This window comes from Trueperella sp. LYQ143 (assembly GCF_046599595.1).
Lineage (GTDB): Bacteria > Actinomycetota > Actinomycetes > Actinomycetales > Actinomycetaceae > Trueperella.
In genome coordinates this window covers 1-17,230 of sequence record NZ_JBKIWR010000017.1, presented here as the reverse complement: position 1 = coordinate 17,230, position 17,230 = coordinate 1, and the positions used below count along the sequence as shown (strand labels likewise).

Sequence of the window (17,230 nt, the reverse complement as noted above, 5' to 3'; positions counted from 1 at the left end):
CGGATACCTGTTGCAGCAGATATCCGGTCTGAATCTCCCAATTTGTCGAAACATATCCAAACTATCGAAAACTGAAAGGATTCACGTCTATTATGCATGTTTATAGGCGTTCGCGGTACAAGCGCCGCGCTTTTGGCGGAATTTTCGCCGTTGCTATTGCAGGTCTCATGACATTCTCAGGTATGGGAAGTATGCAGGCTGAAGCTGATTGGAACGATTCGGTTGGTCGGGGTATCTCACTTCCCGGTTTTACTCCGTATGGCGATTTCCGTCTAGGCCCACACTATGTTGAGACTCCATCTATTAACGGAACTCCGGTTGAGGAATATCCACTGTTCTGTGTCAATGCGAAGATGGCTGATCCAGGGCGCAACGAGATGGTATCCATTGCCACTTTGACTGATTCCTATAAGTGGGGTCCCGATGAGTTTGATCTCGAAACCCCTCAGATGGCGTATTTACTGAATAAGTATCAACGCAATACGAAAGATGATGTAAATCTTGCAGCTCTTTCGTACTTGATTCATTTGAATTTTGAGCAGCCGAAGAATGGTTTCGATGCACAAAAGCATGTCAATGAGCTTGTTGAAGCCACTCGCCGTCAAGCTCCTCAAGCTGAAGAGCGTGCTCGTCAATATGTTCAGGAGGCTCGTAATTCTGCAGCCGTCGGCTACGAGTCGGGCGCAGTTGAGGGCGACGGTAAGCGCGTCGGAAACATTCATAACATTGGTATTCACCCCGATAATAACAATATCTGGCTTGCAGGCTATCCCATCACTGTTACATTGAATGGTCCAGCGGTTTTTGACGCTACTGGTACAAATACATGGACTGGTACGACAAGTAATCAGCCCGTTTCTTTGTCATGGAGTTCAACGGGAAATGGTGTTGTTTCAGCGAGTTGGATTGCTCAGACTCCTCACCGTCGTACTTTGACGCGGTTTGGTGCGAATGGTCAGGTGCAGGACATGCTTTCGTATGGTAATCGTCCAGCGTCTGATCCTGTCGAGGTGACTGTTCCTGGTCCGTCGTGGCGGGTGATGTTTGATTTCCAGCCGCAGGGTGTTTCGCATGTTGAGCCGATTAGTGATGATGGTTCGTTTACGGATTCGTTTACTGCTTCTGCTAATCCGACCTATGGTGATGGGCAGTGGCTAGTGCTCGACGGCAAGCCTGTGCCGGTGACGTATAAGGTGACGGCGTATTATGCGGGGCTTACTCCTCCAGTTCAAGGGACTGTTCCTGATGGTGCTGAGGTGATTGGTAGCCAGACGGTTACGGCTAAGGGCCCGGGCGAACTGAAGGCGTCGTTTACTGCGGCGAAGCCTGGGTTTGCCACGGTGGTGTGGCAGGTGGTGAAAGCCGATCAGCCCGAACAGTACCGTGAGTTGATTCATGGTGACTGGTCGGATGGGTACGGGGTTGCCGATGAGACGGTTTCGTATCGTCATAAGGTCGAGATTGATTCGTCTGCGGCGGTTCGTGATACGAAGTCGGGTTCGTATCTGGTTGATGATGTGTGGGTGAAGGGTTTCCCTGCCGATCATGGCTCGTTTGCGGGTGACGGTCGGTTTAAGGCTGATGTTGCCTCGATGGTTCAGCGGCTAGTGTTCTTTCCTGAGTCTTTAGAAGTTAGTGATGAGAATGTGGGCAAGGCTGAGCTGATTGGCGAGGTTACAGTTCCGGCGAAGAATGGTTTTTATCCGTCGTTAGGGTCTAATGATTTCCGGGTCAAGACGGACGATCAAGGCAAGCTAGTTGCGGGCACGTATGTGTTTATCACGGTTTTTGATGGTGATAGCCGGGTTGCCCCGCTTACTACGTCGGCTACTGATACGACGGAACAGTTCCGTGTTAAGCCTGAGCCTGATATTCATACGACGTTGATGTATGAGGGTTCGCGTGATCCGGTGCCAGGTTATGGGACTCGCACGCTGACCGATGTGGTTGCTTATACCCAGCTTGAGCCAGGTAAAGAGTACACGGTGACGGGTACGTTGATGGATAAAGCAACCAGCAAGCCGTTGACAGATGCCACGGGTAAGCCGATTACTTCTTCGGCTACATTTACGCCCGAAACAGCTAACGGCACAGTTAAAGTCGAGTTCACTGTGGACGCTGCGCTATTTGCAGGTAAGGAAACGGTGGCGTTTGAGACTCTTTCGCGTGAGGGTCGCGATATTGTGATCCATGCTGATATTGAGGATAAGGATCAGACGATTCCGTTTGAGCCGTCTCCTGAGTTGAAAACAACGGCGAGCGATAAGGCTGATGGGGATAAGACGGTTAAGCCTGAGCCTGACCAGGTGATTCATGATCGGGTGTGTGATGCGCGTAAGTCACTCAAGCCTGGTACTCGTTACGAGATTGTGACGGCGTTGATGCTTTCTGATGGTTCTCCTGTTGTGGATGAGTCAGGCAATCCGGTGACGGTCACTACCGTATTTGTTCCCTCATCTGCTGATGAGTGTGCTGAGGTGGATATTTCCTTTAACGCCTCGAAGTTGGCGGGCAAGAAAGTTGTCGTTTTCGAGGACGTCCTTCACGATGGGGTGACTGTTGGTGTTCATCATGATCTGAGTGATGAGGATCAGACGGTTGAGGTTGGACCGAAGCCGCCTACTCCCCCTGTCCCTCCGACGCCAGGATTACCGCATACTGGCGCATCTGCAGGCGTGCTAGCTGGTAGCGCTGCCGCTTTCATTGCGGGTGGCGTGTGGCTTTTGCGCCGCAAGTTAGTCTCCTAAGCATTGCTAGTTACTGGGTAGATAGCCTGCCTGTACTGTGCGGGCTATCTACCCTCGGGCAGGTGCTTTGTTCGCATCTTAGATAGATAGTCCCCAGATACATCGGTGTCGTTGTTACGAGTTGGTGTGCTGGTAGGTCATGAAATTTACTCCGTCATGATGAGGATGTGTTGTTATGTCATCGGCAGATTATTTTGTTGTCCGCCGGGGCGCGGTCGTTTTACCGAACGAGATTGTTCATAACGATAAGCTTTCCTACACGGCTCTTGGTGTTTTAGCTGTGTGTTTGGCATTGAAGCCCGGAACGAAGTTAGGATATCGAAACCTTGCTGATACTCACGGGCTTGGTGAGCGTGGTGTGCGTAGCGCTCTTTTAGAGCTGGAGTCCCTTAATCTTCGTTTTCGTTTTCTGGTACGGGATCGAGAGGGCAAACTGCGCGAGTTGACGATTATTTCTGATTATCCGTTGAGTCCTAGCGAGGCGTTTAACGAGGTTCAGTTACGGATTGCTAATCGTGCCTATATTCCTGTCACAGTGTTGCGGTGCACGTCTCATCCGGAATTTGACGTTAACTCCATCCAGGTTGGCGATCTTAATCAGCGCGATGAGCAGTTAGAGCAATCGCGTCCGGATTCGATGCGCATGTTGAAAATGAGTAGTAGTCGAAGTACACGGTCAACTGCTCAACGTAAACCACATGCGAGTACGCAGAGTAGCTCGCTGGGTGAAAGCGAGAATGAATCCTCACGTTCATCTGAGAGCGTTGAGCACATTTCGCCAGCGGAAAACAGTAAAACTGCTGGTCACACCGTGCGGCGTTCTACCGTGGCACGGTCAGACGCCGCACAAATATCTAAAGATATTTCCAAACCAAAATTACTTCGTAATTTCGGTCTACCCAACCATCCACCAGGCGCGGGTGAAAAACTGGCACGTGATTCTGCTGATGGCGTTCCTGGTGTGGATGGTTCGGTGTTGTTTTCGGAAAAGATTTGGGCTTTGCTCACGGCGAGTGGGCGGGCGCGGATTGAGCGCATTGCTAGCGAGGCTGTGGGGCGTGGCTGGACGGTCGAGATGATCCAAAAGCGTCTTTCGGCTAATCCGCTTCCGGCGTTGGATCAGGTGCAGAATTTGGATGGCTTGGTGATTTACCGGCTGGAACAGATCGCTCGTGATGTTCCGCCGCGTACTTTGCGTACTGTTAGTCCGGCTGAACGGCGCTCAGAGATCCACGCTCAGTTGAAGAACGAGATTAACCGGATTCTTGATCGTGTTAACGCGAATTTGACCAGTCCACTACCGCATCGCAACATGCTGCTGGTTTCTGCGGAAGGCAAGATTGAGCAGCTTCCCGTTGCTGAACGTAGCGCTTTACGTCAACGTGTAGCGCGTGCCAGGGAACGCATTTCACATGAAGCGGCGGGCGAGTTTGCAAAGCTGCTCAACACGGTGATTCAGCCTGCCGCCTCAGCAACGATTGCGGGAATGCACAAGCGGATTCAACAGGCTGAGGAGTTACGCCCGATGATTGATCCTGTTGAGCAAAACACGCTCAAAGTGCTATCTGAGCGTGCTGAGAATGCGGTTACGACACGGAAATCTCAAGTGGAACGCGCCGCGTTTGAGATTTTACGTGTGCGTGGGTGCAAGGAAGATCTACCGGAGAATTTGCATCCTGATGTCGCGCAAAGATGTATGACTGTTCGGGCGCGTTATCGGCTTGAGCCTGATAAAGAGTTATCTGATTTTTTCACTTTTCCCGCTGAATCCTTGCAGGTGCGTTCAGCAGATGAAAGTGATGTTAAGCGTGGGTCTGTCGCGTTTTCTTCCTCTGACAATCACACCTGTGCGCGGCAGGCCCTATCTTCTCCACGACCTGTTATTGATAAGAGCCGTTCACTTTAGCGGCAGAAGAAAGGAAATAATGGTGAGATATCGTCTTTTAGTTGGTCTAGGCGCTGTCGTATTAGGCGTGTTTCCCGTCTCGCTGGCGTATGCGGATGAAGGTATTACACATCTGGATTCAGGCGATGTTGGTATAACTGAGCCTGATCCGACACCAGTTCCAACACCTGATCCTGAGCCTGTTGTTCCAGTTCCCGATCCGGTTGACCCTCCACCAGTACCGCCAGATCCAAGTGAGCCGGATCCATTGCCTGTCCCCATGCCTGATCCGGAACCAGATCCGGTGACGCCAATACCATCTCCATCTCCTACCCCGGATCCAGAGCCGGTACCTGAGCCACAGCCGCAGCCACAGCCTGATCCTGCGCCGATGCCAGATCCCACACCTGTTAACCCATCACCTACCCCGATAACACCGTCTCACTTAACCGCGCCTGTCGAGGAAGGTCACAGTCATGTTCTTCCGCGAGACGAAGGAGTAGATGGATACGCGAGCGAGTATTCATCTTCTCGACTGGCTTATACGGGTAACACGGCTTCACATGGGCTGGTGTATGGGGCGTCGATGAGTTTATGTGTGGGTCTAGCTGTTGTTGTGATGGCTTCTCGGGCGAAAGGGCGGAATCATGCCTTCTGATATTGTTCCATTCACAGCACAAGACTTTCTTAAAGTTATATCTGAACTTGTCGCAGCCGCTGGCGGATTATATGCATTATGGGGACTTATTAACCTTATTCTTTCCTGGAATGACAACAATGGCGGTCAAACGCGAACGCATGGATTCCAGTTTCTCGGTGGATTAGCGGTTATGAGCCTAGCGGGATATTTTCTCGCATTCAAGATTGGCGGATAATGTAGTGGCTCTTGAGGTAAAAGTCTTTCGTGAGATCACGGCTTACCAGCCGAAAATTCTGGCGGGCATGTCGGTACGTCAGCTTGTGGTCAGTGCTGTGTTTCTGCCGATTCTTTTTGGTAGTTATGCCGTTCTGTACCTGCGTGGGCTTGAGGATCTGGGCGTGATCGCGATATCTGTCTTGGCGCTACCTGGGGTTTGTTTAGGCTGGGTGCGCCCTATGGGCATCCCCTTTGAGCGCTATGTGGGTTATTGGTGGCGTTATCAGGGCGGGCGTCACAATCAACCGTGGATTTATTGTGATAGGGAATTTGATAGTGATGTTTCGGAGCAAAAACACACACCAAAAAGAAAAAGGATCGCCAAACTCGAAGTCTCAGGCTGCTAACAGTAAGTCACGGGGCGGTCGGCGTCAGCGTAGTGCTCAGAATGCTATTTACTACGAGGCATTAACCGAGTCGGGTTTGGCGTATTTAAGTGCTAAACGGTATTCGGCAACATTATTGCTTTCTGATATTGATTATGCACTTACTCCAGCGGCTACCCAAGAGGGGCTTGTGGAGAAATATGCGGCGTTTCTCAATGGTCATCTTGCTGGTCAGCATTTACAGATCACGGTGTTAAATCGGGTTTTGGATAAGGCAGATCTTCTTGATGAGGTTGCGTTATCTCCCCGTGGTGACGGGTGGGATTATGCCCGTTCTGAGTATAATCGGTTGATTTCTTCTCGTCTTGAGACGGGTCGGAATAATACGTTGACACAGCGTTATTTAACGATCACTATTGAGGCTGATTCCTTTGATGAGGCTCAGGTGATGCTGAATCGGATCATCAGTGAAGATGCCTCGACGTTGCGTGAGGTTGGCGGGTGTAAGGCTCGTCTTTTAACTGGTGCTGAACGTATCAAGGTTTTACAGCAGTTATTACGGCCAGGTGTTCGTCCGGATTTTGATTATGGTTATCTTGCTGGGCAAAAGCTGACCACGAAAGATTTTGTGTGTCCGTGGGCGATAGATGATACGCGCGATAAGGATTACGTCGAGTTATGGTCTGGCGGCCAGCGCCGCCTATGGCAAACATTAGTACTACGCCAGCTTCCACCGTGGATTTCTGATCGTCTGATTAATGAGCTGTCCACTATCCCCTCAGATCTTACCCTCTCGATCCATCTTGATCCCATAGATCAAGCTGAGGGGCTGAAGATGGTGAAGCGTCAGATTGCGGGGATGGATATCCAGCGGGTGAGTGAGCAGCGCAAACTGGCTAAGCAGGGATTGAGCGAGGATTTGATGCCTCATGAGCTGCGTGCCTCTCATGAGGAAGCAGTTCAGTTGCGTCACCAGTTAGAAACATCGAATGAGAAGCTATTTCAGACCACGATTGTTATCGGTATTGCGGCTGAGAATAGTTCAGAGCTTAAGGAATTGTCATCACGGGTATTGCGGCTAGCGGCGAAGCATTCATGCCGTCTAGAAATACTTCGCTACATGCAAATGGACGGGTTGAACGCAATTTTGCCTTTGGGTGTGTGCCGTTTACCGATTAAGCGCACGATTACTACTGCGGTTGGTGCAGTACTGATTCCGTTTACCTCTCAAGAGATTTTCGATTCGGGTGGGAATTTCTATGGGGTTAACGCTTTATCGAAGAATCTGATTGTTGCTGATCGAACACAGACGATGAATTCTAATGGGTTTATTCTTGGGACGTCGGGTTCGGGCAAGAGCCAGTTCGCGAAGTTTGAGATTGAGCAGATATTTTTGCGGCGTGCTCATGATGAGATTCTTATTATTGATCCTGAGCGAGAGTATGCGGCTTTGTGCCAGGAATTATCTGGGACTCGTGTGGTGATTTCTCCTGGTTCGCCGCACTGTATTAATCCCTTAGCTTTGGATAAGGATATGAGCGCTGAATCTAATCCGCTGCGTGACAAGTGCGCTTATGTGCTTTCGCTTATTGAGGTGCTTATTGGCGGGGCAAGTGGTCTATCGGCTCAGAAACGGTCACTTATTGATCGGTGCGCTCAAGGGCTGTATTCGACCTATTGGAATACCGATGAGGCAACGCCTCCAACTTTGTTATCCCTTCATGATGAGCTTGCGACTCAGGACTTTGACGAGGCAAGAGAGCTGGCAACTGGTCTTGAACTATATGCGAAGGGATCGGCTAGCGCGTTTGCTCGGCAAACGAATGTGGATTTATCGAATCGGCTAACCGTGTTCGATACGGCGGATTTGGGTAGTGAATTACAGACGTTTGGCATGATGGTTGTGCTGGAGACGATCTGGCAGAAGATTGTGCGTAATAAGGCTCGCGGCGTGCGTACATGGGTCTACATTGACGAGTTCCATCTTTTGTTTTCTCACGCTTATTCTTCGTCATATTGTCAAGCGTTATTTAAGCGAGTGCGCAAGTATGGAGCCTCGGCTACGGGGATTACTCAAAACATTGAAGAATTATTGGCTTCAGAAAGTGCCCGGCTGATGTTATCGAACTCAGATGGGCTATTCCTGCTTAATCAGCAATCCACCGATGCGGATACGCTCACAGATCTTCTTGAGCTTTCCGCCCAGCAGCGTTCGTATTTTGTTAACGCTTCACCAGGATGCGGTTTGCTGCGAGTGGGTGAGTCCACTGTGCCGTTTGATAACACGATGGATCCTCATTCTCGCTTGTTCAAACTGTTTTCTACACGTTTTGCTGATAGGAATGATACGGTCGAGGTAGGTAGTGATGGTCATTGACCCTTCCTTAGAGCCGGAAAATTTGCGGGTGATTGCGCAGGATAATGAGCTTTCTGCTGATCTTCTTGCCGCGCTAAAAGATCACCCGTCGTGTTGGCCTGGGCTGAGAGCCTGGGTTGAATATGTGCAGGTAACAGGGGAACACCCACCACTTCCTCCAATTGTCTATATCCAGCCCGCCGATGAGCCAACCGCTGGCAGTACTATTTCTCGTGGTTTTCCATTAAAACGTCTCGCGGTTATCGCTATAGCGGCGGCGCTGGTTGTGGTTCTGATTCTTTTGTGGCAGGTTGTCGGTCAGCGTAATTCTTCACCGCAAGCTATAGCAGAACACGAACCCTCCCCCACCACCCCTCCTGTGTCTACTGATACGGTATTTGCTTCTGGTAAAGGGTTTATGTGCTTGGCAAAAGACGCTTCGATTACCTGTTTGGGGGCTAATAATCTTGGTCAACTCGGTACGGGTAAAGCAGGGACGGAAAATATCCACCATTTCGAGTTGTCTGCGCCCGTCGAGCATCTGGTTGCAGGTTCAGATTTTGCCTGTGCCTCAACAGCTTCTTCGATTACCTGTTGGGGTGATAATCGTTGGCGGCAAGCTGGTGATAAATCCGATCAAATCCTTTCCCCTACTGTGATTGAGCTTTTCGCGGGTAAGCCGGTTGATGATCTTGTTGCTGGTGCTATTCACGCCTGTGCGCTTTCTGAGGGCAAGGTGTGGTGTTGGGGGTCGGATTATTACGGTCAGCTTGGCAGTGGTACTCAAGGTTCTCTCGCTTCTGGTCCTACTGCGCTGTCTCTTGATTCTGCTAGTTTTCTTCTCTCGTCAGATTATTCGACGTGTGCTGGCGTAAAAGATGCTCTGGTGTGTTGGGGATCAAATGAATCGCATCGGCTTTCTGCACAGGATGTTCCTATTTTGGTTCCGACGGTGATTAAAGATGAGTAGGTTTCAGCGTCATCGGGCTATCTGGGGGAAGATGGGGATAGGTGATTGGGTTTTTCTTCTTCTCGGGTTACGACATTTTGTGGTTCCTTCCGTGAACAAAACATCCTCCAGGTCGGGTGAGAATCAAGAGACGGATGGGGAATCACGTATCCGTGTCTATGTCTATGTCACGCAGATGCTGTGGATTGCGAGATGTGTTTGTATTTTTCTTTTGTTTTGGGCTGGTAGGGCATGTCTCGATTTCGTCGTACTTCACAGGTAAAACTTGTTAAGCCGTATATCCGGTCTACTCGCAAGATGACTCGAGATGTGCAGTCTTTCCATCGTGCCGCGCAAGAAGATAATCTTCAGCAAGCAAAGATCGTTTTCGATAAAACATCTCGTAAGGCTGCGAAGGTTTCATCGAAAACTGCTATGCGTCAGGCGGGTCGCGTTGGTCGTTTTGCTGTCTATCGGAGTAAACGTGCCATATCAAAAGGCTCGTCTGGTAAAACGTATTCGCTAGTTCGTCGTTTTCGTTTTCGTCATTTATCTGCGGCGAAGTCATCACGCACTGTCGGTGCGGCAAGTGGCAAACAGGCATATTTTGCCCGTCGAGTAACAACCGCTGCCGTGCGGGCAGTTTCAACAGTAGTAATGAAAGCGATTGGTGCTGTTGTCGGCATGGTATCCGGCGGTGTGGGTATTGCGTTAGTGGCGATAGTTATTTTGGCGGTATTGATTGCGATATTGTGTAGTTTTTTACCCAGTTGGCTAGTTAATTTCGTCTTGAATGATGAAGCGGGAAATCATGTGATGATTGCTGGGGATGACTACCCGTGGCGTGATAAAGTTCGAAATCCTGACGGATCACCTTCTGCAGTGTATAACACGCCTAATCCTGCGACGAACTATTATTACGGCAACTGTACAGATTTTGTGTTTTGGCGTGTGAACCGCGATATGGGCGGCACGCCTGCTCATTGGGTTTATACGTATGCGACTCTTACTCCGTATGGCGGGCACGGGTTCGAGTGGGGTGATGAGCGTAATCTTTCTAGGTGGGAAACGATCACGGATGCAGGTTACGTCGAGCAAGGCGATGTGATCTCTTTTGCTTCAGGCACACTCGGTCATGATTCCCCGTATGGTCATGTGGCCTATATTGCCTCGGTTGATGATGACGACGTAGTACATACGGAAAATTATGGTAACGCAGCCTATTATGTAGAGTCTTTCGATGTAGATACGCTTAATCGTGAGATTGAGACTGGCAAGGTAGTTATTAGACGTAATCCTGATTTGGCTGTCCGTAATGCCGGTACGGTAGGTAACGGGACAAGCGTTTTCGGGGCTGCCTCGCAATATATGGGAATGCCTTATGGGCGCGGGCAGGGCGACGGGTCGATTGACTGTTGCTGGCTTGCCTATCGTGCGTATCTTCATGGGCGAAGTATTACGTTACCGATGGCTGCTCCTGGTAATCCTCCGGCTAGAGCGAAATGTGAATACGCCATGTATTCTCTTTCTTCTTCGTATGGCGGGCATCTGATTCCACTAGAGCAGGCTCAGGTGGGCGATATTGTGTTTTTCCAGTCGTATAGTGTTCCCCGATCGCTCGATGAGCTAACCCATGTAGCGATTTATGCCGGCGAAAATACTGTGATCGATGCGATTCCTGGCGGGGGCGTAGGGTTGCGTCATTTATCGTTTTATTCCAATTCTGACAAAGTTGAACCGTATGTGGTGAGGGTGGATTAATATGACGACAATTATTATCGCGATGCTCACCGCGATTGTTGGAGGAGCTTTTGCTTCTGGTGCTGAGGCGTTGTATTCGTCGATTGACCAGTACAACGCGAACGCCTATGCGTTTGTGACGAACGTGAATTCGATAGCCGTTAAACCGATTGCTGCCACCCTCCTATCAGCTATTTTGCTTCTAGAGTTACTCCGGATCGTCTCTCGATATGAAGAATCACAAGCAGCGACCCCCGCCGTTGTAGCATTCACCTTCAAAGCCGTAGTGGTGATCTCGATAGTCCAGAAATCTGATCTGATTCTCGCCGCAATTAACGATATAGGTCACACGCTTATTAGCGGAGTTCAAGAACAGTCCCCTGCAGCTAATATCCAAGAGTTGACACCTACGGTCATTGAGGCTGTTGAGGATATGAGCTTGACGGATCAGGTGGCTGTCATGTTTATCTTATTCTTACCGTATATGATGTCGCTGCTCGGACATTTTGCATTGAAGATTATTGTGTTCTTGTATTTTGCTGAGATCTATATTCTGAGCGCCGCCGCAACACTTCCTCTCGTTTTCTTTGGTCATGTCGAGACAAAACATATTGCTATCGGGTTTTTGAAACGATATGCGTCAGCGGTAATGCACGGGGTAACAATTGTGCTTGTCTTGGCGGTGTATTCTTTCTTCCAGTTTGATTCACTTAATCTGTCAGCCTCGACGGGAGATACGCTACTTCACGATATTGTGAGCAATATTGGGGTTATTTTGTTTGGTCCTGCGTTCTTCTTATTCATCTTGTTCGCTTCTTCGCGCCTGTCGAAGGCCTTTCTCGGGGAAGGCTAATTGCTGGCATTTTCTTATCCATTACCGGCAGAAGGCCGCGGAGGAAATAGATACACAGATGTGTCGGAAGGCGTCCAACCTCGTCGGATGCCATTAGGTCGCGTGCGCTTGACCGGATTGAGTGTGTAACTGACCCGTTGCGCCCTTTACTGTGCGAGTGATCTTCCGTAATGATGGTCTGTTTACCCAACCGGCCAGAAATATATTTCGTTGTTGATTCTTCTGTTCCACCCAAGAACAAGGTCGAGTCACAGTTACCGACAATGGTTTCCCAGTCATCTTTATATAGGGATTTACCCTGAGCAAAGTTTTGCACGATGACTGATACTGAAATGCCTCGTGAACGCATGACCGCGATTTTCCGTTCAAAAGCAGGAATGCGCCCCACGTTAGGGAATTCATCCATAAAGCACTGCACTGGAACATCGAGATGGCGTTGTGGGCTGTTATCGGCTTTCAGGATTAAGGTTTGGAATAGTTGTTCGTAGAATATGGCAGCCATGAAATTGAAAGCCGCATGAGTGTCAGGGATGATGAGATAGAGGATTGTTTTCTTATCCCCTATCGTGTCCAGCCCGATAGTGTCAGCGGAGAGCACTCGTCGTATTTGTGTCATGTGTAGTGGTGCGAGGCGTACACCGAGAGAGATAATGACGGATTTCTTGGTTTCTCCCGCTCCTTGGGTGTAAGTGTTGTACTGGCTCAGGGCAAAGCGTAGCCCGTCGATGAGGCGTTTAGATTCCTCACTGTAACTCGTTGGGTCAGCATCGTATTCAGCTACGGTTTCGTAGATGGCGTCAAAAACGTGGTCAACATAGCTTTTCGAGGCTTCGTCGGTTTCCGATGCTTTCATTTGGGCAAGTAAATCCACTACCTCGACAAGGGTGGGGTATTCGGAGGTGTAATACGCGTATAAGGTCAAGGCAGTGAGTAGTGCTCGTTCTGCTTTCTCCCAAAAATCTGATCCGCTATAGGTGGTAGGGCGTTTTCCTGAGGTGTTGGTTATCAGGTTTTCGACAAGCACCATACAATCGACTTCGGGCTGTTCCGGGTTGAAATAAGCCAAAGGATTGTATGAATCCGACTTGGCGAAGTCGATCAGATTTAAGGTGCGCACGTCATATCCCTGCAGTCGCATAAAATCGTAGGTTTCGGCAGAGATTTCACCTTTGGGATCAGTAACTACGAATGAGGTATTGGCTTGGGCGAGATTAGGAATGACGTAGTAGCGAGTTTTGCCTGAACCGGCTGAACCGATTATCAGCGCATTGAGGTTGCGTTGCGTGCGATGCGTATCGAGTGAGAGCGCCGTATGGCTCGCAAACCATAGATTCTGCGTGTTATCTTTCCGGTTCATGAATCGGCGTAACGCACGTGGGTCTGCCCATTTTGATGAGCCATGTTCTTCCCCGTCACGCCGCCTGGCACGCTTATAGATCTGATTAATCATCATGACGAGAGCAATCAGAGATATTCCTAAGCCGATGAGTAGATCGTATTGGCCTGTGGAGATATGCAAGGGGTGATTCATGATGTCAATGAATACTCGATTGATAATATCGCTGAGCCGTATTCCCATGCGAAGATCTGTTCTGATTTGGTAGGAAATCTTATTTCCTGCCCATCCTGCAATGACTGCGGTACAGATAATGAGTATGATCCTTACACGGTTACGGGTATTCATAGCCGTCGCCCTTCCTGTGCGGTACGTAGTTTGTTTCTAATACGGTCTTGTAGATTCGCAAGCACTTTCTCGACGCCTATTAGTTCCCCATATTCTGGGGTGGCAGCACTTGGAGGTGTAATAGCGCTGGATGATAGTGGTATCTCGTCAATGACTTCTGCTTGTTGACAGGCATCGTCTATTGGCTGCTCGACGGGCACGCTCATAGAGTCCCGCTCGACGGGGAACTCCTCATGCTCGACGGGCAGATAACGGCTCTTATTGATAGACTCGCCTACTTGCCAGGCGGTCAAACATATACGCAGGCGATATAGTGCGCGCTGTGGTGGACGAAGTTGGCTAACGAAATATAGTCCCTCACGGCTGTAAATGATTGATTCCGCTCTGCCCATGCCTAGGAAGCATTCAGGTTTGACCTGTTGAATCTTTGCGTGTTCGATGTAGCCGATGCTGGAAAGAACGCGAGGTAATTCAGGGATAGCATGATCTGCGATCAGACGTATCGTATTCACCGTTGGGTCAGCTCTTTCCATAGATCGAAGTCATCGAACCCAACAAGGCTGGCAGTAACATACGAGTTATCTTCCGTCCCGTCATCTTGCAGTACACCGAACACCAGGCACCGATTACCTTGGCGGATTCGTCCTGAATCTATGAGGTGCTGTGCTCGCAGACCGCTGACCATGATGGGGACGTTAAGTTGATCTTCCTGCGTCTTTCCCACATGCAGGTAAAACATGATTGTCGGTTCAGCGTGTGATGTGACGAGATATTCTCGACTGATAATGCCTTCTAGAGCAATGGACGTTTGACAGGTCATCGTTTCTGCCCACGGTGAGGAATAATCTTTTTACTCGGATTGCTCACGCTTTGTGTTCGTTTCTCTATCTTTTGCTTGAGTTCTTGCTTAATTTGTTGTGGGGAAATCTTTGCGTTCTTCTCCTGGTCTAGTAGCTGGGTAAGGTTAGCTGATGTGGCGTTGCCTACCTGCTGCGAGGTGAGCGTGGTTGATTCAGGGGTTAATCCCGTTAGAGTGGCAGGGGTAGCTTCGAGGTTCAGTCCACTTCCAAAGATCGGGTCGATCTCAGAGGCCTTGGAAAACTCAAGAACTGTTTTGCTCTCAGGTATTACGTAATCGCCCTGGCTCTCAAGCTCTTTGACGGTAGCTTTTAATTGTTTGTCGGTAAGCTTTTCGACGTGTTCAATGCTGCGGTCATCCGTGCCGATCTCTTCTTGTAGCGGCTGTTCGCGGGATATCTGCTCAGTAACATTCACTAACTGTTGAAGCGCATATTTGACGGTTTCCATATCTTTTCCTGAATGGACAAGATATTTTTGACCGTCTGGGGCGACTTTCACCGCGTAATCCACGCCCAGTTTCTTCAACATTTTGACGACTTTATTTACGGTAGAGTCATCAATTTGATGCCATCTAGCGTCACCTTGAGTAACGATACGCTTGGCAGTTAGTTGTCCTTTCTTACGTAAGATTTGAGTGTGCGGCAGTCTCGATACTGTCCATAATCCAAGCCGGGCACTGTTTTTCAATGTATGCGCACTCGCGTTCGTAAGCCCCACAGCAACTCTGATTGCCGTGTTTCCTACAAAGACGCTGACGCTATGACCTAACTGTTCACCGCCGATGATGCTCATTGGTTTTCTTCCTTTCGTTAAATCCTTCGATAAGTTCTTTGACTTGCTGATACATATCAAGTTGTTTGAGAAGCTCATCTCGTCGTTGCTTCAATGCTTTATTGGTAGTGCTATCACCGGCCGATGTTGCCTTTTGTCTCTTGAAAACTGCAAACAACTCCGACTCGTTGCGCCGACAATCATCCTCTAGCTTCTCGATCATGCGCGACTTTTCTCCTTGACTCGATTTCAAATACGTGTAATAGATCAAGAGAGCACGGATTTCTTGCGACGCTTTCTCCATACGTCGATCCCTGCCAATGTTGCGTTTCCGCTCACGGCTAGTCATGCCATGTTCTTCCACGTGCGGATTCCAAAAGTAGTGACGCCGTGGTTGATACATTGTCATATCGTTCTTTTCTCGACGGGTTTGAGCATCATATTGCGGTAGCCATCGGGCAAGATACGCCGCTGTAACCTGCTGCGTTTTCCCATTTTTCTCAGTCACAATCAAGGGAAATGTTGCAGGTAACGACACGATATTCTGACCATCACGCTGTGATATCTGTGCGGTTTTCACCTGAACATACTGCCCAGATCCCCCTATCCAGATACGAGCCATGTCACCGTTGATATCAAGACGAGATGAATCAATCACATAGCTAAGAGCTGCGACATGTCCAAGACGCGCTTCAAGAGCTTGACGTGTATATGCCTCTCCGATGGTTTTTCCTCGCCGCGCTTTGACTTGCCCTGCCGATATGTCACGAAACGTAATGTGTTTACCACGCATATTGACCTCAACTCCCAGCGAGTTCAATTGCGCGATAAAGCCATCCCACGTCGTGTTTTCAGATACACATTGCTCAATTTTGGCAATGAGAATCTGAATGAAAGATCGACCTTCTGCACGCTGATAGCGCTCACCAATATCAATATTTTTATCTCGTTGTTCTCCTTCTCCTTTCTCGTGTGTGACCGAAAGGCCACGTGGCTCGGTAAGCTGGTTGGATAACGAACGTAAATATCTCGGCAGATTCTTCGAGAATCTAATCCGCTTCAAGGTCTGACGATGAACCGGATTGATTAACAGGTGATTATGGATATGTTCGCGGTCAACATGTGTGGCTACCACATAGTCATAGTCATCACCGACAATTTTTGCCGCCCACGCGCACCCAATTGTGTGCGCTTCCTTAGCGCTAATCTCGCCAGGTTTGAATGACTGGATAAAGTGATGAGCCTTAATCAGAGTTTTCTGACCCCCACTTGCGCGATATTTTTCTGCTCGTGCGACGGTTTTCTCGAACGCATCGACGATAGATTCTGCCGACTGAGGCACGCCACAATTAGACGAGACGAACACTTTTTCGTTCGTCTTGTCCCCATTACAGACGTATTTAACCGCTCCGAGTAGGTTCACTCGGATCGGTTTCGAGACCTTGACCGTAGCCACTGCGTTCTTCCATATCCTCACGAATCAACTGATAGATCTCTTCCATGAGTTCAAGACAGCGATGCACAATGCTTAATGTGACTACTTGATCTGTATTAACTTGACGGGCAATCTGGTTAAGATTATTACCAATACGCCCTAAAGCTGAGATAAGCGCACGGTTATTAGCCTCTTTATGAGACACAATAATATTCACACTAAGAAGCGCATCGCGGGCGAACTGCGAGAAGTTCCGCGATCCAATTGTGCGCATTCGGCGCACTATCCCAGCCCATTCCACAGCAGAAAAGTACATTTGTTTGCGTACTATCCGCTCTCGATTAGCAGACATCAACATCCCTAACCGGAGAAAAGCCACCTCCATTCTAGCCCATTACCACAACAAATCACTACTTATTTTTCCGCCTCATTCATCAAAATGATGAGCGGTTAGAAGCAAAAATTGGTGCAGATAATGCACCAATAACCGCAGTTTACAGTGCGGTTTTCCAGGGTTTTAGGTCTCCTAACAAGATTCAGTGTGTGCTCACACGTAGCACTATTTGTGCTCACACGGCCCTCGTGTGAGCACAAGTGCGGATCTTGCTAGACACTTGTACACACGCGCATATCACAGGACTCATTTTTCTTCTGCTTTAGGCTCGTGCGCATAACTGCGCCTTGGGGCTTGGGGGGGGGGGGGGGGG

At 49.2% G+C, this 17,230-nt stretch carries 15 protein-coding genes; 9 read left to right on the top strand and 6 right to left on the bottom strand.

Annotated features, from left to right (window positions below):
• Positions 1–167 precede the first annotated feature (167 nt).
• The 9 genes from ACLHIL_RS07245 to ACLHIL_RS07205 all read left to right on the top strand — a co-directional run bounded on the left by ACLHIL_RS07245 (position 168) and on the right by ACLHIL_RS07205 (position 11,772).
• Entirely contained in the window at positions 168–2,747 is a 2,580-nt protein-coding gene (locus ACLHIL_RS07245) for a VaFE repeat-containing surface-anchored protein (RefSeq protein ID WP_411297288.1), read from the top strand.
• 175 nt (positions 2,748–2,922) lie between these two features.
• A complete protein-coding gene (locus ACLHIL_RS07240) occupies positions 2,923–4,653 on the top strand; it encodes a hypothetical protein (protein ID WP_411297287.1) in 1,731 nt (576 codons plus the stop codon).
• A 19-nt stretch (positions 4,654–4,672) separates the two neighbouring features.
• The gene (locus tag ACLHIL_RS07235; RefSeq protein ID WP_411297286.1) at positions 4,673–5,290 is read left to right on the top strand and encodes a hypothetical protein; all 618 of its coding nucleotides are present in this window, start codon (positions 4,673–4,675) and stop codon (positions 5,288–5,290) included.
• On the top strand, positions 5,280–5,507 hold the full coding sequence (locus ACLHIL_RS07230) for a hypothetical protein (protein ID WP_411297285.1): 228 nt from the start codon (positions 5,280–5,282) through the stop codon (positions 5,505–5,507). Before ACLHIL_RS07235 ends, ACLHIL_RS07230 begins: the two co-directional genes overlap by 11 nt.
• 4 nt (positions 5,508–5,511) lie before the next feature.
• Positions 5,512–5,895 (top strand): PrgI family protein, encoded by a 384-nt coding sequence (locus tag ACLHIL_RS07225; RefSeq protein ID WP_411297284.1) that lies wholly within the window; start codon positions 5,512–5,514, stop codon positions 5,893–5,895.
• Positions 5,828–8,251: a VirB4-like conjugal transfer ATPase, CD1110 family gene (locus tag ACLHIL_RS07220; protein WP_411297314.1), complete on the top strand. Its 2,424-nt coding sequence runs from the start codon at positions 5,828–5,830 to the stop codon at positions 8,249–8,251. Before ACLHIL_RS07225 ends, ACLHIL_RS07220 begins: the two co-directional genes overlap by 68 nt.
• Positions 8,241–9,200 (top strand): RCC1 domain-containing protein, encoded by a 960-nt coding sequence (locus ACLHIL_RS07215; RefSeq protein WP_411297283.1) that lies wholly within the window; start codon positions 8,241–8,243, stop codon positions 9,198–9,200. The genes ACLHIL_RS07220 and ACLHIL_RS07215 overlap by 11 nt, the downstream gene beginning before the upstream one ends.
• Positions 9,201–9,431: 231 nt before the next feature.
• Positions 9,432–10,940, top strand: a complete 1,509-nt coding sequence (locus ACLHIL_RS07210; protein WP_411297282.1) for a CHAP domain-containing protein — start codon at positions 9,432–9,434, stop codon at positions 10,938–10,940.
• A gap of 1 nt (position 10,941) precedes the next feature.
• Positions 10,942–11,772 (top strand): hypothetical protein, encoded by an 831-nt coding sequence (locus ACLHIL_RS07205; protein WP_411297281.1) that lies wholly within the window; start codon positions 10,942–10,944, stop codon positions 11,770–11,772.
• Here the strand turns inward: ACLHIL_RS07205 and ACLHIL_RS07200 are convergent.
• The 6 genes from ACLHIL_RS07200 to ACLHIL_RS07175 are packed head-to-tail and all read right to left on the bottom strand — an operon-like array spanning position 11,720 to position 16,875.
• The gene (locus ACLHIL_RS07200; protein WP_411297280.1) at positions 11,720–13,456 is read right to left on the bottom strand and encodes a VirD4-like conjugal transfer protein, CD1115 family; all 1,737 of its coding nucleotides are present in this window, start codon (positions 13,454–13,456) and stop codon (positions 11,720–11,722) included. The two genes, ACLHIL_RS07205 and ACLHIL_RS07200, sit on opposite strands and share 53 nt — an antisense overlap.
• The gene (locus ACLHIL_RS07195) at positions 13,453–13,968 is read right to left on the bottom strand and encodes a hypothetical protein (RefSeq protein ID WP_411297279.1); all 516 of its coding nucleotides are present in this window, start codon (positions 13,966–13,968) and stop codon (positions 13,453–13,455) included. The genes ACLHIL_RS07200 and ACLHIL_RS07195 overlap by 4 nt, the downstream gene beginning before the upstream one ends.
• Entirely contained in the window at positions 13,965–14,276 is a 312-nt protein-coding gene (locus ACLHIL_RS07190) for a hypothetical protein (RefSeq protein ID WP_411297278.1), read from the bottom strand. Before ACLHIL_RS07190 ends, ACLHIL_RS07195 begins: the two co-directional genes overlap by 4 nt.
• Positions 14,273–15,109, bottom strand: a complete 837-nt coding sequence (locus ACLHIL_RS07185) for a DUF3801 domain-containing protein (protein ID WP_411297277.1) — start codon at positions 15,107–15,109, stop codon at positions 14,273–14,275. The genes ACLHIL_RS07190 and ACLHIL_RS07185 overlap by 4 nt, the downstream gene beginning before the upstream one ends.
• Entirely contained in the window at positions 15,090–16,544 is a 1,455-nt protein-coding gene (locus ACLHIL_RS07180) for a relaxase/mobilization nuclease domain-containing protein (RefSeq protein ID WP_411297276.1), read from the bottom strand. Before ACLHIL_RS07180 ends, ACLHIL_RS07185 begins: the two co-directional genes overlap by 20 nt.
• Entirely contained in the window at positions 16,489–16,875 is a 387-nt protein-coding gene (locus tag ACLHIL_RS07175) for a MobC family plasmid mobilization relaxosome protein (RefSeq protein ID WP_411297275.1), read from the bottom strand. Before ACLHIL_RS07175 ends, ACLHIL_RS07180 begins: the two co-directional genes overlap by 56 nt.
• Positions 16,876–17,230 lie beyond the last annotated feature (355 nt).